The following is an 18528-nucleotide window of genomic DNA, read 5'->3' as shown; positions in this document are numbered from 1 at the left end:
CAATATGTTTTCAGTCCGGGAGGATAAAGATGGGAAGGAAATATCGGCTGCGGATTTGTTGGTATGTCGCGTTGGGGTTGATGGCGATCGCAGTTGTCTGGATTCGCGCTCCGATACCAGGAGCCGCGTTTTTTTTTGCCGTGGCTTGCTACATTCCGGCGTCACTCCTTTGGATGCTACTAGGACCACTTCTACAAAGGGCTCTTCCGCGAAGCACCAAGTTATTTGGAATAGAAGAACGGGCTCTGCAAATTTCCGTTATTTTGGGCGGAGTCTGCATCAGCGCGTTATTCCTGTTTTTAGGGCAAGCAATGGTCGCAAGTTTTGGAATGGTAGCGATACTGGCCGGAATAGACGGCGTGATTCTTTCAGGTGAAGGCAACGGGCTTGGTTCGACGTCAGAACGGCAATTTTTGGGCCGGACGTAGCTTCGCAGTAACATCCCCTGAGAGGTTGATGTCATCCGGATCGAGGGTCAGCACCGGTGCTCCTGCGTTAAGGTTGAGCTTGGCCATGTTCATCCAGATAACATTTGGCGTGGTCGTCAGCTCGAAAAAATAGAATCGGTTGGTCAGGTCCATCGCGGTGCGATATTCGGTGTTATAGAGGGTCCCAGGTTCATTGTTTGGCGCACCGAACGGAACCGACACGTTGCGTGCAATGGAGAGGATGCTCGCCATTGCTGCACGCTCCGACTTCGGCTCTGGCAGCATCTGGAGGTAGTAGTCTGCCCTCACGAAACGGTCTCGTGGATCAACGTTGCCCGGTAGAACCGTCTGGCGTGTCGCATTGGTGAAATCATACCGAGCGCGATTGGCAAGTTGCTGGTCGTAGGTGGGATCATTGGTCATGATGCGGTACTGTTGACCATGGTGGACCACCAGCTTGCCGTCGATGTATTCCAGGATGGCTGAGTCACCTGTAGCATCCTCGATGGCGAGATGCACCGTCGCCTTCATGCCGTCCACCGCAACCATCACTGGCTGAATCTCGTTCATTAGTTGCAACGCATCATCAACCGTTGCAGCATTGTCAAGAAGGTATTGCCCCCATAAACCGGCTTGTACGCCCAGCTTGGTTTCATCGCGCGGGCCGAAATCTGTCGCAGTCAGATAAAGCATGTGAACTGCGAAGGCCTTCTCGTTGAAGCCATCCGCAGTGCCAACGCCATAAACAGTTGTGACTAGGCTGCCGTACTTTGACGTCCAATGTGCCGGATTGTCGGCGACAGCTACATGAGGCCCGATACGCCCACCGTCACGCTCCATGCCCCGAGGAAATACAGTGATTATCGGATCGGTCGTTGTCGGCCAGTCCATCGTTCGACTCACCACGACGGCAAGCTTGTTGCTGTTCCAAAGCACGCGAGTACAGGCAAGCGCCGTCGGTAGAGAAAGCGCAATGAGGGATGTGCATAACACTAAGCGCAACAAATTTCGCTGACGGCGGGTGGGTGCTTTCATACGATGCCTCCCTTTACTCATTATCTGCGCTGCGCTAATGACCGTTGGCCCTGCGAAGCCGACGTTCGAGTGTCTATCTTAGCCCGTATGCGAACGGCCGGACCTGGGCGACCTGTGCCTGACACGGTCGGCTCGGATCGACTTAAGTCCGATGCGCATTTCTCAGTGCGACTACTCCGCCTGTTCGCAGGAGGCTCGTCGCGTTCAGAGAATCCGAAGGTTCCAGATTTTCCCCATGGTCGGCGACCGGCTCAGGATGTGTTCTGTGATGTACTCGGGCAGGAGTGCGCGCGGGATGTTGCCAGTAATTCCGTCTACGAGCCGTGATGGAACCTGAAAGATGAACGGCGCCAGGATTGCTCTTCAGGCTGTGTTTGTAACTGACTCGGTAGTCCATATGGGTTATGCGCGGCCGGTGGGTGACGGATAGCTGAGGTGGCGTTCGACTTGCAACATTTTCGAATGTTGAGCGGCGTGCGAGGAAGACCGGTGAGAAACCCGCGAATTCTCTGCTCCGCTGTATCTCCGCCGATCCTAATGCTGGCGCGGCAGACAGCCGCTTTGGGTGCCTCGGGGAGGCGTTTTTCCAGAGGCGTGACGGTATACTTAACGCAGAAAACGACGGTATACCGTCAAGTATACCGTCACAATGCTGTAGATCTGGCTGGATTTGACGAGACGACGGTAGACAGTCGTTTGGCGAAAAACCGATTTATTTCAACGAGTTATGGCCATCCTGAGACGTGCTGAGCATCCGCTCCACGTACCGCGCAATCAGATCAATCTCCAGATTCACCCGCGTGCCTTCACGCAGATGTTTGAGCGCCGTCACTTCCACCGTGTGCGGAATCAGGTTGATCGAGAATTCGCAGCCATCGTCGCGATCTTTAACCGAGTTGACGGTCAAGCTCACGCCGTTGACAGTGATAGAGCCTTTGTACGCCAGATAGCGGCCGATCTCGCGCGGCGCCAGCACGCGTAGTTCGTGCGATTCGCCGACCGGCGCGAAATGCGTGACCGTGCCGAGGCCATCCACGTGGCCGGAGACGATATGGCCGCCGAGCCGGTCGTGCGCGCGCAGTGCCTTCTCGAGATTGACTTCGCCGATCTCCCCAAGGCCTGCCGTGCAGTTCAGGCTCTCGCGCGACACGTCGACTTCGAACGAATGGTCGGTCCTGGCGACCACGGTCATGCAGGCGCCCTGGATCGTGATGCTGTCGCCGAGCTGCACGTCGCTGAGATCGAGGCCGCCGGCTTCGACGTTCAGGCGCACGCCCGCGTCGCCGTTCGCGCCGAGCGGCTTGACTGATTCAATGCGGCCCACGGCCGCGACGATTCCTGTGAACATCGTGCTAATCCTTGATCATTTCGAAACGGGTTGGGACGCGGGATCGCCGCCGGGTTCGGGTACGGGTGCGGTCTGAGGCGCGGGCTGCGCCACAAAGCGCGCGAGAATCCGCAGATCGTCGCCGATCCGGTCGACTGCGTGGAAGCTCAGTTTGACGCGATCCTCGAGCGTTTCAGGGGCGGCCAGACTGAACATGCTCATCGAATCCATGCCGAGCAGGCTCGGCGCGAGATACACGAGCAGTTCGTCGACACAGCCTTCGCGCAGCAGCGAGCCATTCAGCTTGTAGCCCGCCTCGACATGCAGTTCGTTCACGTTACGCTCGCCGAGCACTTTCAGCACTGCAGGCAGATCGACCTTGCCGGCCGGGTTCGCCAGCTGAACGATTTCGGCGCCACGATCGCGCAACGCGTTGGCGCGATCGGTATGGCGTTGATCGAGATTGCCGCAGAAGATCAATGTGGGCGCGCCGGCCAGAATTTGCGCTTCGGGGGGCACGTCGAGCTGGCTGTCGATCAGCACGCGTTGCGGCTGGCGCGGCGTGTCGACGGCGCGCACCGTCATGCGCGGATCGTCTCCTCTGACGGTGCCGATGCCGGTCAGGATCGCCGATGCGCGAGCGCGCCAGGCGTGGCCGTCGGCGCGCGCCGCTTCGCCGGTAATCCATTGGCTGACGCCTGAAGGCAAGCCGGTGCGGCCATCCAGCGAGGCCGCGACTTTCATGCGTACCCACGGGCGGCCGCGGGTCATGCGCGAGACGAAGCCGATATTGAGTTCGTGCGCTTCGTTGGCGAGCAGGCCGCAGCGCACTTCGATGCCGGCGTCGCGCAGTATGGCGAGACCGCGTCCGGATACGAGCGGATTGGGATCTTCCATCGCCGCGACCACGAGCGCGATCTGGGCTTCGATGAGCGCGTTGACGCACGGCGGCGTGCGGCCGAAGTGGCTGCATGGCTCCAGCGTCACGTAGGCGGTGGCGCCGCGCAGATCATGGCCGCGCGAGCGCGCATCTTTCAATGCGCGGATCTCGGCGTGATCCTGACCGGCCGGTTGAGTGAAGCCTTCGCCGATTACCTCGCCATTCTTGACGAGCACGCAGCCAACCCGGGGATTCGGATCGGTGGTGTACATGCCGCGCCTGGCCAACGCGAGCGCGCGTTCCATATGGACGAAATCGGTTTGCGAAAACATCGGTGTCCGGTCGGGTACGGTGGCTAGGCTGTAATGAACGTCAGTCTCGACGGTGTGTGGTCTCGCCGGTTTCAGGCCGCGAGCGAGGCGAATGCCCCGCGTGCGGCGTCGATCGTGGCGTCGACGATTGCGTCGTCGTGAACGATCGAGACAAAACCCGCTTCATAGGCCGACGGCGCGAAGTACACGCCGGCATCCAGCATCTTGTGGAAGAACGCGTTGAAACGCGGCACGTCGCTTTGCGTGACTTCGGCGAAGCTGGTCGGGATCGACTCCGTGAAGTAGAGGCCGAACATGCCGCCGAGCGAATCGGCCGCGAACGGCACCTTGGCTTCACGCGCGACATTCGCGAGACCCTGTGCGAGGCGTGTGGTGCGCGCGGCGAGCGTGTCGTAAAAGCCGGGCGCCTGGATCAGTTGCAGCGTTTTCAGACCGGCCGCGACTGCGATCGGGTTGCCCGACAGCGTGCCCGCCTGATAGACGCCGCCGAGCGGCGCGAGGTGAGCCATGATGTCGCGCCGTCCGCCAAAGGCCGCCGCCGGCATGCCGCCGCCGATCACCTTGCCGAGACACGTCAGATCCGGCGTGATGCCGTAGACCTCTTGAGCACCCCCCAGCGCGACGCGGAAGCCGCACATCACTTCGTCGAAAATCAGCACCGAACCGTACTCGCTGCACAGGCGCCGCAACGCTTGCAGGAATTCGGACGTGGCGCGCACGAGGTTCATGTTGCCGGCCACCGGCTCGACGATCACCGAGGCGATCTCGTTGCCGAACGCCTTGAACGCTTCTTCGAGTTCGGCGACGTTGTTGTACTCGAGCACGGTGGTGTGTTTGGCGATATCCGCGGGCACGCCCGCCGAAGTCGGATTGCCGAAGGTCAGCAGGCCCGAACCGGCCTTGACCAGCAGGCTGTCCGCGTGGCCGTGATAGCAGCCCTCGAACTTGACGATACGGGTGCGGTTCGTGAAGCCGCGAGCCAGGCGCAGCGCGCTCATGGTCGCTTCGGTGCCGCTCGACACCATGCGCACCTGTTCGATGGAAGGCACCAGTTTGCAGATTTCTTCGGCGATTTCCACTTCCGATTCGGTCGGCGCACCGAACGAGAAGCCGTTGCCCAGCACGCGCTGCACGGCCTCGAGCACCTCCGGATGGACGTGGCCGAGGATCATCGGGCCCCATGAGCCGATGTAGTCGATATAACGCTGACCGTCCGCGTCCCAGAAGTAGGCGCCCTGCGCTCGTTCGATGAAGCGCGGCGTGCCGCCGACCGAACGGAAAGCGCGGACCGGCGAGTTCACGCCGCCGGGAATGGTGCGTTGCGCGCGTTCGAAGAGGGTTTCGTTTTTGGACATGGCGATGACCGGAATGTGGGTTGCGCAGCGGCGCGGGTTGCCCGTGGGCGGTTCGCGCGGCGCTGGGATAGGTGGGGAAATTGTACCGGAGTCAGCGTGAACAGGCTCTACGGGTGCCCCAGCGGAGCGGGCGTCCCGTTCAGCTTTTGCGCACGCCTTTCGTGGCTGCGTGCTTTTTTGCCGCGGCGTGCGCCGTGACCTTGCTCGAACGCGTGGGGCCCGGCTGCGCATCGAGCCTGGGCGGCTTGCGCTTGCCGGTGAGCTCCGCCCAGCGCTTTTCCAGCGCGCCTTCGGCGATCGGCTTGATCACCGTTCCTGAACTCTGCGCATCCCACGTCTGCACGGAAAATGGATGCGTGCGCAACATCTCGCGCGGGATCACCACGGCTTCATGGGCATCGACCAGCCAGTCGTACACGAAGTCGATGCATAAACGGTAGCCTCGCTTCGTCGCGGCATCCGGGACTTCGTACGGCGCGCGGGTCACATACCCGGAGCCGAAAATGCCCTTCGGTTCCTGCGCGACACGATGCAGGAAGACGCGATCGCCAGGCAGGATGCTGCGCGCAAATCCGCAGCCCCACACGTCGGTTACCGCGACACCGGTGGAGACGCGTTTGGCCACGTCGGGCAGCTCGGGCCAGGGCCATTTCCTGGGGCTCCAGATCAACAGGAATGCGGTCATCGCAAGATCGACACGTGATGGTTGGGAAGGGCGCCGCGAACAGTTTTCACGCGCAGGCCGCAAGCGTTCTGGCGGCAGCTTAACCGATCGGCGGCGCGCCTGCCGTGCATCGTCGATGTCTTTCAGGCATCTTCGTGATCACTGTCACAACCCTGTCCGAAGTCCGCGAGCGCGTTAACCGTCGAGTACAATTGACGCTGCCAAGCTGCTGCTTTCCCCGTTCCACCTGTTGCGCTGCCGATGGCGGCGCGGCGCTTCATCTGGATTCCCATGTCTCACGTCACCAGAAGCCGGCCCGATGGCCGGCTGATTCTGTTGCTCGGTGCGCTCGCTGCATGCGGGCCGATTTCGATCGATATGTATCTGCCGAGCCTGCCGACCATCGCGCAGGCGTTCGCCATCAGCACCGGCGCTGCGCAGACCACGCTCACCAGTTTCATGTTCGGTTTTTCGATCGGCATGCTGCTGTATGGTCCGCTGTCGGATACCTACGGCCGCCGGCCGGTGCTGCTCGGCGGGATCGTCATGTATGCGCTGGCCAGCGTGGCCTGTGCGTTGTCGTTCTCGATCGGCTCGCTGGTGATATTCCGTTTCGTGCAGGCGTTGGGCGCGGGCGCGGCTTCGGTGCTGGCGCGCGCCATTGCACGCGACGCCCACGGGCCGACCGACGCCGCCCGCGTGCTGTCCATGCTCGCCATCGTCACGTCGATCGGGCCTTTGCTTGCGCCGCTGATCGGTGGTCAGTTGCTGCTGCTCGGCGGCTGGCGTGTCGTCTTCGTCGTGCTGACGCTGTTCGGTACGGTGTGCGCGGTCACCGCGTTTCTCAAGGTGCCGGAAACGTGGCCGCGCGAGAAACGCGCGCAGTCGGCGCTGCTGAAATCGTTCGGCGCGTACGGCAAGTTGTTGCGCGATCCGGTTGCGTGGGGGCACATGCTGTGCGGCGGCATGGCGTTCGCGTCGATGTTCGCGTACATCACGGCAACGCCGTTCGTCTACATCGAGTATTTCCATGTGTCGGCGCAGCATTACGGCTTTCTGTTCGCGTTGAATATTGTCGGCATCATGTTCGGCAACTTCATGAATACGCGACTTGTCGGCCGGCTCGGCTCGTTGCCGCTGATTTCTTTTGCCGCAACCGTGAGTTGCATAGCTTCGCTGTTCGTTGGTCTCGTGTCGCTGACCGGTTGGGGCGGTCTGTGGTCGATCGTGTTCGGCCTGTTCTTCGTGGTCGGCGTGGTCGGTCTTCTGTCCGCCAACTGCACGACCGATCTGATGCATCGCTATCCGGTGAATGCTGGCGCCGCGGCTGCGGTGTTCGGCGCCGTGCAGTTGGCGCTCGGCGCGCTGTCGAGCCTCGCGGTCGGACTCTGGCAGGATGGCTCGCCCAAAGGTATGGGCGTGGTGGTGGGCGTGGCGGGCCTGCTTTGTTATCTCGGCCGGATCCTGGTCGTCAGGTGGCATGGAACCAAGGCGCCTGTTGCTGTCGTTTAAAGGCTGACCAGACGCAAGCCGCGCGGCGTCTACGGAAAACACCAGGTGTTGCGCGCACGCGACCGTGCGTTTCAATTTGCATTGCTATGATGGAGCCACTGTTCCTCGGAGCGGCAATCATGGCGATCAGAGATTTGATGAGTGGCGAACGGCAACACGCTGCTTTCGCTGAAGCGCAGAAGCTGGCAGACAGCGGCGCCTATCACGATTACACGGACATCGAATACGTCTTGCGCTTTGATTACGGCTTGTCTGATGTATCGGCGCTGCTCGACAGTCAGTTGATGCATCGCGACCTGAACCGCCGTTGCGCGGATGCGCGCGAGAAGCTTGAAATGCTTGACGTGTGAGGTGTGGCGCGCAGTTGAGCGCCTCACCATTCAAACGTGCCGGTTGCGTGCGGCGCTTTGCCTTGAATGGGCAAGGCTTGCGCATTGCATGATGACTCGCGTGGTCGCTTCATCGCTTATGCGCAACGGAATGCAGCCGCGCGAACGACTCGCGTGCAGCGTCATGCGTTGTCACATCTGGAGTGGTATTCATGGCTGATAGTCAGCACGACTCGCATCTGCCGCGTACAGAAAATCCTGCCACGCTTTCGAAGCCGGGTGGCCACTATAGTCACGTCGCGGTTGCGAATGGTTTTGTGTTCGTCTCGGGACAACTACCGATTACCCCGCAGGGCGACAAGCTGTCCGAGGCGTCGTTCGAGGTTCAGGCCGAACAGGTGCTGGCCAATGTGCAGGCGGCGCTCAAAGGTGCGGGCAGTAGCGTCGCGCAACTGGTGCAGGTGCGCGTCTACATTGTCGATGTCGAGCACTGGATGAGCTTCAACCAGATCTACGCGCGGTGGGCGGGCGAAGCTCGGCCGGCGCGTGCCGTCGTGCCGGTTCCGCAACTGCACTACGGCTTCAGGATCGAGGTCGAGGCGACGGCGCTGGTTGCTGCGCGATAACCGCGTTGGTATCGATTTCGATATCGTTCCTTCTGGCATCTGGCCGCGTCGACTTCATCTGATCGGAGCGCGCCACATGGGCGCTTTCGTACTGTGCTCGACCTCTCGTCCTGAACGTTCATTGCCTTGCGCGAAACCTCGAAGCGTGTCCGTACGCAAGGTTCAAATGCCGCTCAACGTACGCGTAATCGTGTCGCACAACCATTGCTGCGCCGCTGAATCCTCAATGTGAGGTTGCCAGTGGAGATTGACATCGAACGACGATATGGGAAAGGGCAATGGCAGCGTGCGCATTTTTCCGTCGCTCGCGAAGGTGCGCGCCACCCTGGTCGGGAGTGTCAGGACGAGGTCGGTAGACGCGATCACGGCAACGATATTCGTGAAGTGCGGCACGCGCAGCGCAATCCTTCTGGACAAGCCCAACTCCGTCATCACGTCTTCCACGAGGTGGTGACCGGAGAAAGGCGCAACGACCACATGGTTCGCGCAGACGTATTCTTCCAGGCTCAGCGTGTCTCCAATTGACGGATGCGCGGCACTGATCAGGCAGGAATAGGTTTCCGTAAAAAGCGTGCGTTTTCTTGCCTGGCCACCTGAGAGTTGCAGGTTTCCGACAGCCGCGTCGATGCTTCCCGTGGTCAGCCATTCCGTAATCCGTTCGCTGTCCATTTGCACAATTTCCAAAGCCACCGACGGCGCGGTTTCCTGCAATTCCTTGACGAGATGCGGCAAGAGGTAAAGCTCGCCCAGGTCCGACAGCGCGAGGCGAAAGCAGCGGGTCGACCTGGCCGGATCGAAATGGCGGGTGGCCGATATGGCCGTCTCGATGCTGTCGAGCGCATGCCTGAACGACTGAAATAGCTGACTCGCGTTGAAGGTCGGAATCATGCCTTCGCGCGTGCGCGTGAAAAGCGGATCCTGCAACAGGTCGCGCAACCTGCTGAGTGAATGACTGACCGAAGGCTGCGTGATGTTCAGCCGCTTCGCTGCGCCACTCACACTGCCTGTCTCGTAGATAGCGATAAAAGCGCGAATGAGGTTCAGGTCTGTAGTCGCCATGATGATTGTCAAATATAGACAACATCTATTATTGAATCGAAAAATAGATGATTTGATTTATTTTATATCGGCTCCTAGCATCAACGCATCGACTAGGAAGAAACCTCATGACTACCGTTCATCAAGCATGCTATGAAATCCTTCGTGAGCAAGGATTGACCACCTTCTTCGGCAACCCCGGTTCGAACGAGCTGCCGTTTCTCAAAGACTTCCCTCAAGACTTCCGCTACATCCTGGGCCTTCAGGAGGCGGCGGTGGTCGGCATGGCCGACGGCTATGCTCAAGCAACCGGCCGCCCCGGCTTCGTGAATTTGCACTCCGCAGCGGGTACCGGCAATGCGATGGGTGCGCTCGCGAATGCGTGGAATTCGCATACGCCGCTCGTCGTCACAGCCGGGCAGCAAGTGCGTACGATGGTCGGCGTCGAAGCCTTGCTGACCAATGTGGATGCGGCGGCGCTGCCACGTCCTCTGGTGAAGTGGAGCTGCGAGCCGAGTTGCGCGCAAGAAGTCCCGCTCGCATTGAGCCGCGCGATTCATATGGCCGCCACGCCGGCTGCTGGTCCGGTGTATGTATCGGTGCCGTATGACGACTGGAAACAGGAAGCAGGGTCCGGCGTCGAACATCTGGCAAAGCGTCGCGTCGAACTTGCAGGAATGCCCTCCGCAGAGATGCTGGCGAGGCTGGTCGGCTCGCTCGAAGGCGCTCACAACCCGGTGATGGTGGTCGGCCCCGATGTGGATGCGAGCCATGCGAACGCATACGCCGTCGCGCTTGCCGAAAAACTCTCGATGCCCGTATGGATGGCGCCTTCCGCTTCACGCTGCGCCTTTCCGACTACGCATGCGTGTTTCCGCGGATTGCTGCCGGCCGGTATTGCAAGCATCAGCCGAATCCTCGAAGGCCATGACCTCGTGCTGGTCGTCGGCGCGCCGGTGTTCCGCTATCACCAGTACGAACCCGGCGACTATCTGCCGCACGGCACGCGACTTATCGCCATTACGTGCGATATCAACGAAGCGACGCGTGCCCCAATGGGCGATGCGGTCATTGCGGACATCGGGCTGACGCTTCGCGCGCTCGGCGAAACGGTCTCGCAGAGCAAGCGACCCATGCCCGTCGCCGTGCGTCGGCCGGAGCCGGCACCGGAGGCGCCAGGCCCGCTGACACCCGAACGCGTTTTCGACATCGTCGACGAGTTGGCTCCGCGTGACGCCGTCTACGTCAATGAGTCGACCTCGACCACGAGCATCCTCTGGCAGCGTTTGCGCATGACCGGGCAGGGCAGCTATTACTTCGCCGCGGCCGGTGGTCTCGGCTTCGCGTTGCCGGCCGCTGTCGGCATTCAGTTGGCGAGGCCGGAGCGGCAGGTCATCGGCGTGATTGGCGACGGGTCGGCGAACTACAGTATTCAGGCGCTCTGGACTGCGGCTCAGTACGACATCCCGGCGATTTTCATCATCATGAAGAACGGCACCTATGGCGCGCTTCGCTGGTTCGCGGGCGTCCTTCAGGTCGAAGACGTTCCAGGCCTTGACGTGCCGGGTCTCGACTTCTGCGCTCTGGCTCGTGGCTACGGCGTAGAGGCCGTGCATGCCGACTCCGGCGAAGCATTGGCCTCTGCGCTGCGTCACGCGCTGGCGAGTAACAAGCCGATGCTGATCGAAGTCGAAACGCGGGCGGCATGAGCGAGTCGAGGAAAATGTCATGACCAAGTGGATTCTTTCTTTCGCTATGACTCGTCCCCGATCTCCTGAAACCACCGCTGCTCCCAGACGGAGAGCTTGTCCTTTTTTAAATGGCGCCGCGGATTGCCGCACATCCAGCAACTGCATGGTGTAGGTGTATCGACGACCTTGCCGAGTTCCTCGGAAGTGAGGCGCCGCCCCCACCAGTAATAGCAGCGATTTTTTCTGATTCGCGCCCGGTCTGCCCGGCGCCGCGCTGTACCCGCCATTTCGCACCTCGATTTCAGTAGCTGAATGTGCAAAAGCCCGCTCGAGGCGGGCTGGATGGCAAAGCGGGTTTTCGTGAAGTCTAGACCTTCTGGCGGCGCTTGTCGTGCTCGTGTAGCGAAGGCTGATCAGTTTGGTCTGAGCACATGCGGTACCAACGAAAAACGGGCAAGGCGGCCCGTTTGCATTGCTGTTCTGGCGGAGGCGGTGTCCGCCCAGTAATCAATGTAGAAAAGAGTTTTGCCGTATAGGAGACTTATAGTCCACCATCCAGTCCACCATAAAATTATTGACGCGGTGGCGCTTGCCGGCATGGTGGGTTTACGAGACGCTAGACCCCCATAAAAGCACTAACTGGGGGGGTGATGAAGTGTCCGCACTGTACAGTTGAAGTTCACCAAGGGTTTCAAGATAGCCGGATTAATGGAGTTCCTAGCGGCTATTGGCATGCGCTCGGCGGTCATCTGTGGGCTGCCAAGTACATGGTTTGTCCCGCATGCGACCAAGCGATTATTTACCTAACAGCACAGAGGCAGCAGAGTGAGGCAGCGGAGATTCCGAATTTTCTGGCATTTCCCAAAACGACGGGCAGGCAAAAGGCAGCTTCTGAAGTTCCGCCTCATATCGCGGAGGACTATCACGAGGCTTGTGCAGTACTACGTGACAGCCCAAAAGCATCCGCCGCATTGAGCCGTCGATGTTTGCAATCAATGCTGCGTGACAAGGGCTTTACGCAAAAGGATCTAGCTCCGGCGATTCAAGCAGCGCTCGACTCTAACCAGATACCGGGGGCGATCGCTGACAACCTTGATGCGATTCGTAACATCGGGAATTTCGCTGCACATCCGCTCAAGGACACAAATAGCGGCGAAATTCTGCCAGTGGTGCCCGAAGAAGCTGAATGGAATCTAGACGTGCTCGAAGAGCTGTTTGACTTTTTCTATGTGCAGCCCGAAAAGGCAAGACAAAAGCGCGCGGCGCTCAACGCAAAGCTCGCTGCAGCGGGCAAGCCAGAGATGAAGTAGCGTTGCGTCATTCATCAAATATCGCCCGGGTTTACGATAGATTTACAAGTGTTGCGTCGAGCGCATTATTACGTCTCCTCATAACGATGGAGACTAATAGAAATGGCCGACAATCTTAAAATTCGTGAACCTCAAGACGGAAAACAAGTGAACGTTCACGAGCCGTGGGAGCTTGAATACTGGAGCAACAAATTCGGGGTTTCGAAAGAGGCGTTGAAGAGGGCGGTTGCCCAAGTCGGAACGCATGTCGACGCAGTGCGCCGGCATTTGGGAAAAAATTAGCAGCGCTATGCCGGCGCGGATCAACTCGCGCACCATCCGCTTTCATCAATGCGCCCGGAGCCGGGTGTGCCAAGCTGAATTCGCTATTCGGTTATGAAAACCTCGATTGCGGGCGGCCCCGCGAGTTGAAAACGATGGATACGGACCGCCCGCACGTCGAACAGAAGTCGCTCCACCACGTCGGCGCGATCAAGCCGACGCTCCGCCTCGTGGGCGCCCGGGCCGTTTATCTCGTCCCGCAGAGCCTGCCGCAGTTCCAGCAAGTGGGCAATCGCGCGACGACGCGTCATGAAAATCCGTTCCATTTAAGCAAACTCTTACAAACCTATGGGAATCGTACCTTAGTTGGCGAGGCGAGATGCCGCAGTAAAAAGCCCCGCTGGAAATCCATTGTGACCAGCAGTCGAGTGCCGCCGACTCCAGCCCGCAGAACAGCATCGCCCTCGATAGAACATAGGGGCAAACAGGCGGATTTTCTGAAAAGAAAATGGGATACTTCGGCCATTTTTCGTTGTAATTCCTACCTGCTTTCCCTAATGTGGCGCGGGTTTGCGGCGCGACCTTTAAATTTCATTTTTCGCGGGCGTAAAAATTTGACTGAACGGTCGGTCCCAGGCTGATGGGCCACCAACTTTGCCTATACGCCCCCCTGCGCGACCAATGAAAAAGCCGCGCCCGGAACATCTGGGCGCGGCTCAGTGCAGGTGCCTCGGGTAAGACCGGCGAGGCCAGGGCGCCGCTGGACAGCGCCACTGGGCATCGACGGGACCTGATCACCTGCTGCGCGGGTTGTTGAGGACACCCATCGCTGGTCCTATTACTCAATTCGCGGCGGCGAACTGGCCGACGATGATCCCGGCCGGGCGCGTCACGGACATTTGCAGTCGCCGCTCGACCAGCAACGTGATTGCGTTCTTGATGAACTGGTCGCTGACATAGCCCAGTTGCAGGCTGGCTTCCTCTCGGTCCCAGAGCACAGCGCTGTTCAGGAAGTCGGCGACGACGAACTGACCTTCGGCAATCGCTTCCGTAACAACCGGCGCCATGCCCCAGATCGGGCTGCCCGGCGCAACCAGAAAGCGGCCTTCGGCGTCGCGCAGCAGATCGATGGACTCGGCATCGGTGGGATTGATGATGAGTGCGCCGGCGATAAAGAACGCCTTCTGCAGTTGCGTTTTTGCGCGCCGCAGGTAATCGAGCTGGGTCGTTTTGCCGAGGCCCGTGCCGTCGAATGCCGTGTGATTGCCTGCCAGCAGCAGACCACCAATGTCGCCCTCCGCGCCGTCGCCGTTCAGTAACTGGTCTTCGGTCGCGAGATCCAGACCGAAGCGAAGGCGCTGCTCGATATACGCCTGCAACCCATTCTGGTCGTCAAGGACCTGCTTCGAGGCGGTCACGAAGTGGGCAATTGTCGCGATTTCAGCGGACTTGTTCTCGAACGTGAGATTCGATTCGGCCTTGGTGTCGAGCTGCTTCTTCTGTGCGGCCGCCGCGTTCGTGAAAGCGGATTCGCGCAACCACTGCACCGAGCTAGTCGTCACTGGCGTGGACGGAATCAGAGCTTCGATGGTAAGGCGACGCACCTGCGGCGCCTGGATGCCAGGTACGTTCTGAGCGAAAGGCGTGATATTCGGCGTTGCGCCGTCCGATACGATGGACTTCAGTTCCAACGGGATACGCGTCGTGGGCGTCGAGCCCTTCCTGAACATCTCCAGCTCGGGCATGTCCTTGATCTGCGAACCGATCGATTTCGTAGCGATGGTGCCCAGCGGACCACTCGCGCCGCCGCGGCGCGCGCTCTTTTGCTCAAGTTCATGAATCCGCGCCTGAAATTCCAACTGCTTCGCGCCGACTTCATCGCCGATGCGCTTCATCTCGGTCTTTACCAGGGTAACGACGTCATCATCGCCGTTACCGCCATTGCCATGCTTGCGGCCCATCTCGCGGGCTTGCGTTGCGATAGTCACTGTCTGTTCTCCTTAGCTGGGTTCGTGCTGGCGCACGGTGAATGTTTCGATGCCGACTTGCCTCAACCAAGCGGCCACTCGTTCAAGATCGGCGTACAGGCAGTCGTATTCGTCACCGGTCACGAGGATTTCGCCGTTGACGACTACGCGCCACCGGCGGTATTGCTCCACCCGCATCACGATTACCGATGCTTCGGCTTTCTGCTCTGCGGTGAGGTTTTCAAGGTCTTTGCGTCGCACGCTGTGCGCTCCCGATTGGTCATTTGGAAACGTTGCAAACTTCACAACTTGGAAGGTTTATAACTCTCAAATTTGCCACTGGAAAGCATTAATTTAGGAATGCTATTGGATCGGATTAAACCGGACTATTTCGGACAATCAAAATTTCTAATAGGCACCGTAGAACAACGTGCCTGTCTGGATTGTGTCGAACTGGGCGCCGCCATTGATGGGCGGATAGGACCACGTCAGCACATTGCCATCGATCGAGAATCGTGGCGCGCGCACGCCATGATCGAGGTAACCATCGCCGGCAGTGTTTTCAGGTTGGAAAGACACCCAGCCGCCTTGCAAGAACCGGTCGTCAACCACGGTGCCGGAGGGATTGTTGGCATCGACCCGAGTGTCGCCGATGATGCGCGCCACACGATACGTCGCATCAAGGACAATATTTCCGTTCTCATTCCATATCTGAAGCCCGGCGCTTATCGGTCAAATCTCCAGGTGCGTTGTTTGGTTGCTTCTCGCGCCGCCGCCTGGGCGGTCGCTTCCGTCAATCGTTGGTTGAAGTGGTGCAGGTTGGGCAACAGGTCGGCGAGCGGGCCGCGTATCGCTCGGCTCAGCACGTCGTCGCGATGCTCGTCCGGCCAGTGCTCCATGTCGGCCAGCTTCTCGATGATCCCGACAAGCTCGGTACGGAATCGCTCTACGTCGGCGGTGGTCAGATACGGTGCCCACGGCCAAAACTCGCTGGCTTGCTGCTCTGCGTCTTGCAGGTAGGCGAGGATTGCCGCCTTGTGCGGAGCGAGCTTCGGCTTCAGCGCCTTCATGGCCTCTGCATCGCCGCGCAGTTTCACCTTGCCGTCGTGCAGGTAGAGACGGACTCCTGCGGCCTTGGCCTCCTGAATGAGATCTCTGATATTCACAGTTCGTCTCCCGGTTCGCCAGCCTCAGATTCGCGAGAATTCTCCGAAGGTGTCACTCCGTCCGTGTTGGCATCTTCGGCAGCAGACCCAAAACTGACCGCCCGCAAACCCGCGTGGTTACGGAAGGTGCCACGTCCTCCCGAAGATGCCACGGTATAGAGAGTGGCATCTTCGGTGGCACGTTCGGAGATTGGCATCTTCGGTAACGCCCACTGCCAACCCTCTTTCATTCCGATCTTGCGCTTCTCGACCCCCAGGGCGTCCGCAGCACGATGCATCGTTCGCCAGGCATAGCCGGCTTCGTCCGCGTCCTTACGAATCTGCTTCGACGACATCGGGCCATCGGAAAGGAGACCTTCCAGGAACTCCGCAGCCTCGCCTCTTTCTGTCTTGGCTTCGTCGTCCTGCTGCTCCACGTCGCCGAGAATCTCGCGAGCCGTGCCGTCGATCATGTCGCCCCACACAACCCGGCTTGCCTGAATGCCGCCCGCATCTGCCATTTCGAGCGTATAGCTCACGCCGCCGTCGTCTGGTGCGATGTTGGACTTGGCTCGCGCGAGGATGCGCCGCTCGGCAGCCTCGTCTTTGCCTGCCACCAGCACCATGCGGGCGAGCGCCACGAACGCCTGAGAGCCGATAACCCGCTCGGCCGGCGAACTGCCCTTTGTGCCCTTCGCAAAGTGGCTGATACCCAGCACCGCGCACCGATAGCTCGCAGCCATATCGACCAACGCTTGCAGGTTGCGGCGTACATCGTTGACCCGGTGGGCGTCGCCGGATACTGCTGAGACGATCGGATCGACAATCAGCATTGCTGCGCCGCCCATCTCCGAGAGCCGTTCCGCCAGCAGCGGAATATCATTGGAAGGGTCGAAAGGCTGGATCTCGCCGTTTGCGTCGGTGCTACCCGTGACGATGTGGATTCGATGCGTATCCGCGCCGGCCGCCATCAAGCGCGGGACGAGCGTATCGGCCGGATTGTCTTCGCCCGACCAGATCAGCACGTCGCCGGTGCGGTTGCAGGCGGTGCCGTCCGGCCACTTGCCGCCGCGCGACACCGTTGCCGACAATGCCAGCGCCAGCGTTGTCTTGCCGGTGCCCGGCGAGCCCGCCAGCAGCGTCAACTTGCCTTCAGGCAGCCAGTTCGGCCACAGCCAGCGGATTGCCTCGGGAACGATGTCGCTCGCGCGCGTGAGCAGGGCGGTCGGGCGGGCCGCCGCGGGCTTGGCGACACCGCCGGGCGCGGTGGCCGCGTCCACACAGCGGCGTAGAGCGTCGAGCCCGTCAAGCGCGTGCAGGTCGTTAAAGTCGCTGGAGCGGTCAGGCCGATCCGGGCCGAAGTCGGGCACGGCGAGCAATGCGCCTACCGCGCGCGCCGCCTCCGTGGCCTTCGTCATGCCCGGATTGCCTGCCGTCTCGGTGTCGTCGTCCGCGCAGATCACGATGCGCACGCGCGGATACTTGGCCCGCCACGCCTTCGCGACGTTCAGCAGGTTGCCGGCGTTCATCGCGGCGGCCACCGGGTAGCCGGTCGCTTCGTGTAGCGAACAGGCGGTCGCGAAGCCCTCGGCTATCAACAGGGGCGTCTTGGCGTTCGGCTTGGCGCCGGCTGTCACTGCCGCAAAGCATCCGCTGATGCGCCCGCCGGTCTGAAACGTCTTGCTCCCGTCCGCCTGAATGTACTGGGCGGAATGGTGGGTGCCGTCCACGTCCTGAATCCTGATGACGAGCTGCTCGCGCAGTTGCTTCGCGCCGTAGGGCTTGATCTTCTTCGAGCGGATATAGGCGTGGTCGGCGTGAACTTTGCCGGCCCGCTCCCACAACTCCCGCGCCTTGTCTGCGGCTTCGGCTTGGGTACGCTCATGCTGCGCCGCGGCTTCCTTCGCTTCCTGCTCGCGCGCCGCGCGGTGCCGGGCGTGCTCGGCCGGGTCGATCGGCTTGAGCGGCTCGCTCTCGGTATAGCCGTGGGCGATTGCCTCCTTGAACAGCGTGGCAATCGTGATACCGCCTGCCTTGAACGAGCGCCACACCGCGCGCGCGTCGCTCTCGCTGTAGGTCTCGCTGATTTTCGACCAGTCGTCCCACAGACCGAAACCCGCGTCGCCCAGTTCGGCTTTGACCGCCATGCCCATCTGCACCCAGGTATCCCGGCTATCGGCCGGAACGTGGCTCAGTGCAGCGCGAATGCGGTCCTCTTCAGCTTGTACAGTCATGCATCACCTCGTGAGGACTGCTCAACGCTTGTGATACGACGAGATTTGCCGCGTACTTTTATCGCCTTACCGTTGGGTTCGCCTTCGTCGTCGGTCGGCTGAATGACCCAGCCGGGTTCCCCGTCGTACAGGCTGCGTTCGCGAATCTCGGCGTAAGCATCTGTCATCGTGCGGCAGGGCGGGAAATATCGCAGCCCGCCAGGTGCGATGATCATGAATCCGCGGAACGACACGCGCGCGCGGGTGATGGTTGGCATGACGTGGGATGCGCTAGTCATCGCGGCGGCCCTCCGCCGGATGTGCTAGCACAGCCAGCGCCAGCAAGGCATCGGCCAGAAGGTCGATTGCTGCGTTGGGCGTCGACGCCAGAGCGGCATCGTGCAAAGCGCGGTTG

General features: G+C 60.5%; 20 protein-coding genes. 7 read left to right on the top strand and 13 right to left on the bottom strand.

The window, feature by feature from the left end; translation table 11 throughout:
- The first annotated feature begins 29 nt into the window (after positions 1-29).
- Positions 30-428, top strand: coding sequence for a hypothetical protein (locus PDMSB3_RS15765; protein ID WP_165186874.1), 399 nt, complete (start codon positions 30-32; stop codon positions 426-428).
- Here the strand turns inward: PDMSB3_RS15765 and PDMSB3_RS15760 are convergent.
- From PDMSB3_RS15760 to PDMSB3_RS15740, 5 genes are all read right to left on the bottom strand, one after another.
- The gene (locus tag PDMSB3_RS15760; protein ID WP_007180791.1) at positions 399-1463 is read right to left on the bottom strand and encodes a linear amide C-N hydrolase; all 1065 of its coding nucleotides are present in this window, start codon (positions 1461-1463) and stop codon (positions 399-401) included. The genes PDMSB3_RS15765 and PDMSB3_RS15760 overlap by 30 nt on opposite strands.
- Positions 1464-2175: 712 nt before the next feature.
- Positions 2176-2811: a riboflavin synthase gene (locus PDMSB3_RS15755; protein WP_007180792.1), complete on the bottom strand. Its 636-nt coding sequence runs from the start codon at positions 2809-2811 to the stop codon at positions 2176-2178.
- Between the two features lie 15 nt (positions 2812-2826).
- Positions 2827-4002 (bottom strand): bifunctional diaminohydroxyphosphoribosylaminopyrimidine deaminase/5-amino-6-(5-phosphoribosylamino)uracil reductase RibD, encoded by a 1176-nt coding sequence (gene ribD, locus PDMSB3_RS15750; RefSeq protein WP_165186872.1) that lies wholly within the window; start codon positions 4000-4002, stop codon positions 2827-2829.
- A gap of 71 nt (positions 4003-4073) precedes the next feature.
- Entirely contained in the window at positions 4074-5357 is a 1284-nt protein-coding gene (gene hemL / locus PDMSB3_RS15745) for a glutamate-1-semialdehyde 2,1-aminomutase (protein WP_007180794.1), read from the bottom strand.
- 139 nt (positions 5358-5496) lie between these two features.
- Positions 5497-6042 carry a hypothetical protein gene (locus PDMSB3_RS15740; protein WP_007180795.1) on the bottom strand — a complete coding sequence of 182 codons (546 nt, stop codon included), beginning with the start codon at positions 6040-6042 and terminating at the stop codon, positions 5497-5499.
- A 270-nt stretch (positions 6043-6312) separates the two neighbouring features.
- On the opposite strand from PDMSB3_RS15740, the gene PDMSB3_RS15735 reads away from it, so the two are divergent.
- From PDMSB3_RS15735 to PDMSB3_RS15725, 3 genes are all read left to right on the top strand, one after another.
- Positions 6313-7533 (top strand): Bcr/CflA family multidrug efflux MFS transporter, encoded by a 1221-nt coding sequence (locus PDMSB3_RS15735; RefSeq protein ID WP_035518518.1) that lies wholly within the window; start codon positions 6313-6315, stop codon positions 7531-7533.
- Positions 7534-7652: 119 nt separating this feature from the next.
- Complete coding sequence (locus PDMSB3_RS15730) at positions 7653-7883, top strand: hypothetical protein (protein ID WP_007180797.1); 231 nt, start codon at positions 7653-7655, stop codon at positions 7881-7883.
- 191 nt (positions 7884-8074) lie between these two features.
- Positions 8075-8488 (top strand): RidA family protein, encoded by a 414-nt coding sequence (locus tag PDMSB3_RS15725; protein ID WP_165186869.1) that lies wholly within the window; start codon positions 8075-8077, stop codon positions 8486-8488.
- 162 nt (positions 8489-8650) lie between these two features.
- Here the strand turns inward: PDMSB3_RS15725 and PDMSB3_RS15720 are convergent, their stop codons facing one another.
- Positions 8651-9547 carry a LysR family transcriptional regulator gene (locus PDMSB3_RS15720; RefSeq protein ID WP_007180799.1) on the bottom strand — a complete coding sequence of 299 codons (897 nt, stop codon included), beginning with the start codon at positions 9545-9547 and terminating at the stop codon, positions 8651-8653.
- A 107-nt stretch (positions 9548-9654) separates the two neighbouring features.
- Here PDMSB3_RS15720 and mdlC point away from each other — a divergent pair, with 107 nt between their 5' ends.
- The 3 genes from mdlC to PDMSB3_RS15705 all read left to right on the top strand — a co-directional run bounded on the left by mdlC (position 9655) and on the right by PDMSB3_RS15705 (position 12809).
- Complete coding sequence (gene mdlC, locus PDMSB3_RS15715) at positions 9655-11235, top strand: benzoylformate decarboxylase (RefSeq protein ID WP_165186867.1); 1581 nt, start codon at positions 9655-9657, stop codon at positions 11233-11235.
- Positions 11236-11867: 632 nt separating this feature from the next.
- Positions 11868-12527 carry a DUF4145 domain-containing protein gene (locus PDMSB3_RS15710; protein ID WP_232064205.1) on the top strand — a complete coding sequence of 220 codons (660 nt, stop codon included), beginning with the start codon at positions 11868-11870 and terminating at the stop codon, positions 12525-12527.
- Between the two features lie 102 nt (positions 12528-12629).
- Positions 12630-12809, top strand: coding sequence for a DUF3606 domain-containing protein (locus PDMSB3_RS15705; RefSeq protein WP_165186865.1), 180 nt, complete (start codon positions 12630-12632; stop codon positions 12807-12809).
- A gap of 83 nt (positions 12810-12892) precedes the next feature.
- On the opposite strand, the gene PDMSB3_RS15700 is transcribed toward PDMSB3_RS15705, so the two are convergent.
- The 7 genes from PDMSB3_RS15700 to PDMSB3_RS15670 form a co-directional block, all read right to left on the bottom strand.
- Positions 12893-13114 carry a hypothetical protein gene (locus PDMSB3_RS15700; RefSeq protein ID WP_165186862.1) on the bottom strand — a complete coding sequence of 74 codons (222 nt, stop codon included), beginning with the start codon at positions 13112-13114 and terminating at the stop codon, positions 12893-12895.
- 516 nt (positions 13115-13630) lie between these two features.
- Positions 13631-14776, bottom strand: coding sequence for a phage major capsid protein (locus tag PDMSB3_RS15695; RefSeq protein WP_165186860.1), 1146 nt, complete (start codon positions 14774-14776; stop codon positions 13631-13633).
- 12 nt (positions 14777-14788) lie between these two features.
- Positions 14789-15016, bottom strand: a complete 228-nt coding sequence (locus PDMSB3_RS15690; protein ID WP_165186858.1) for a hypothetical protein — start codon at positions 15014-15016, stop codon at positions 14789-14791.
- 147 nt (positions 15017-15163) lie between these two features.
- Positions 15164-15421 carry a hypothetical protein gene (locus tag PDMSB3_RS15685; RefSeq protein WP_165186855.1) on the bottom strand — a complete coding sequence of 86 codons (258 nt, stop codon included), beginning with the start codon at positions 15419-15421 and terminating at the stop codon, positions 15164-15166.
- 59 nt (positions 15422-15480) lie between these two features.
- Positions 15481-15921, bottom strand: coding sequence for a TubC N-terminal docking domain-related protein (locus PDMSB3_RS15680; RefSeq protein ID WP_165186853.1), 441 nt, complete (start codon positions 15919-15921; stop codon positions 15481-15483).
- On the bottom strand, positions 15918-18134 hold the full coding sequence (locus PDMSB3_RS15675; protein ID WP_165186850.1) for an AAA family ATPase: 2217 nt from the start codon (positions 18132-18134) through the stop codon (positions 15918-15920). The genes PDMSB3_RS15680 and PDMSB3_RS15675 overlap by 4 nt, the downstream gene beginning before the upstream one ends.
- Positions 18131-18391 carry a hypothetical protein gene (locus PDMSB3_RS15670; protein ID WP_165186847.1) on the bottom strand — a complete coding sequence of 87 codons (261 nt, stop codon included), beginning with the start codon at positions 18389-18391 and terminating at the stop codon, positions 18131-18133. The genes PDMSB3_RS15675 and PDMSB3_RS15670 overlap by 4 nt, the downstream gene beginning before the upstream one ends.
- Positions 18392-18528: the final 137 nt, after the last annotated feature.

This window comes from Paraburkholderia dioscoreae, assembly GCF_902459535.1.
Taxonomy (GTDB): Bacteria; Pseudomonadota; Gammaproteobacteria; order Burkholderiales; family Burkholderiaceae; genus Paraburkholderia; species Paraburkholderia dioscoreae.
Note: the sequence above shows the minus strand (reverse complement) of the source record. Positions and strands in the feature narration are given on the sequence as shown.

What these genes read in the sequence shown, in the direction of transcription:
- PDMSB3_RS15765 (WP_165186874.1), top strand. Translation starts at nt 30, where the DNA reads ATGGGAAGGAAATATCGGCTGCGGATTTGTTGGTATGTCGCGTTGGGG.
- PDMSB3_RS15760 (WP_007180791.1), bottom strand. Translation starts at nt 1,463, where the DNA reads ATGAAAGCACCCACCCGCCGTCAGCGAAATTTGTTGCGCTTAGTGTTA.
- PDMSB3_RS15755 (WP_007180792.1), bottom strand. Translation starts at nt 2,811, where the DNA reads ATGTTCACAGGAATCGTCGCGGCCGTGGGCCGCATTGAATCAGTCAAG.
- ribD (WP_165186872.1), bottom strand. Translation starts at nt 4,002, where the DNA reads ATGTTTTCGCAAACCGATTTCGTCCATATGGAACGCGCGCTCGCGTTG.
- hemL (WP_007180794.1), bottom strand. Translation starts at nt 5,357, where the DNA reads ATGTCCAAAAACGAAACCCTCTTCGAACGCGCGCAACGCACCATTCCC.
- PDMSB3_RS15740 (WP_007180795.1), bottom strand. Translation starts at nt 6,042, where the DNA reads ATGACCGCATTCCTGTTGATCTGGAGCCCCAGGAAATGGCCCTGGCCC.
- PDMSB3_RS15735 (WP_035518518.1), top strand. Translation starts at nt 6,313, where the DNA reads ATGTCTCACGTCACCAGAAGCCGGCCCGATGGCCGGCTGATTCTGTTG.
- PDMSB3_RS15730 (WP_007180797.1), top strand. Translation starts at nt 7,653, where the DNA reads ATGGCGATCAGAGATTTGATGAGTGGCGAACGGCAACACGCTGCTTTC.
- PDMSB3_RS15725 (WP_165186869.1), top strand. Translation starts at nt 8,075, where the DNA reads ATGGCTGATAGTCAGCACGACTCGCATCTGCCGCGTACAGAAAATCCT.
- PDMSB3_RS15720 (WP_007180799.1), bottom strand. Translation starts at nt 9,547, where the DNA reads ATGGCGACTACAGACCTGAACCTCATTCGCGCTTTTATCGCTATCTAC.
- mdlC (WP_165186867.1), top strand. Translation starts at nt 9,655, where the DNA reads ATGACTACCGTTCATCAAGCATGCTATGAAATCCTTCGTGAGCAAGGA.
- PDMSB3_RS15710 (WP_232064205.1), top strand. Translation starts at nt 11,868, where the DNA reads ATGAAGTGTCCGCACTGTACAGTTGAAGTTCACCAAGGGTTTCAAGAT.
- PDMSB3_RS15705 (WP_165186865.1), top strand. Translation starts at nt 12,630, where the DNA reads ATGGCCGACAATCTTAAAATTCGTGAACCTCAAGACGGAAAACAAGTG.
- PDMSB3_RS15700 (WP_165186862.1), bottom strand. Translation starts at nt 13,114, where the DNA reads ATGGAACGGATTTTCATGACGCGTCGTCGCGCGATTGCCCACTTGCTG.
- PDMSB3_RS15675 (WP_165186850.1), bottom strand. Translation starts at nt 18,134, where the DNA reads ATGACTGTACAAGCTGAAGAGGACCGCATTCGCGCTGCACTGAGCCAC.
- PDMSB3_RS15670 (WP_165186847.1), bottom strand. Translation starts at nt 18,391, where the DNA reads ATGCCAACCATCACCCGCGCGCGCGTGTCGTTCCGCGGATTCATGATC.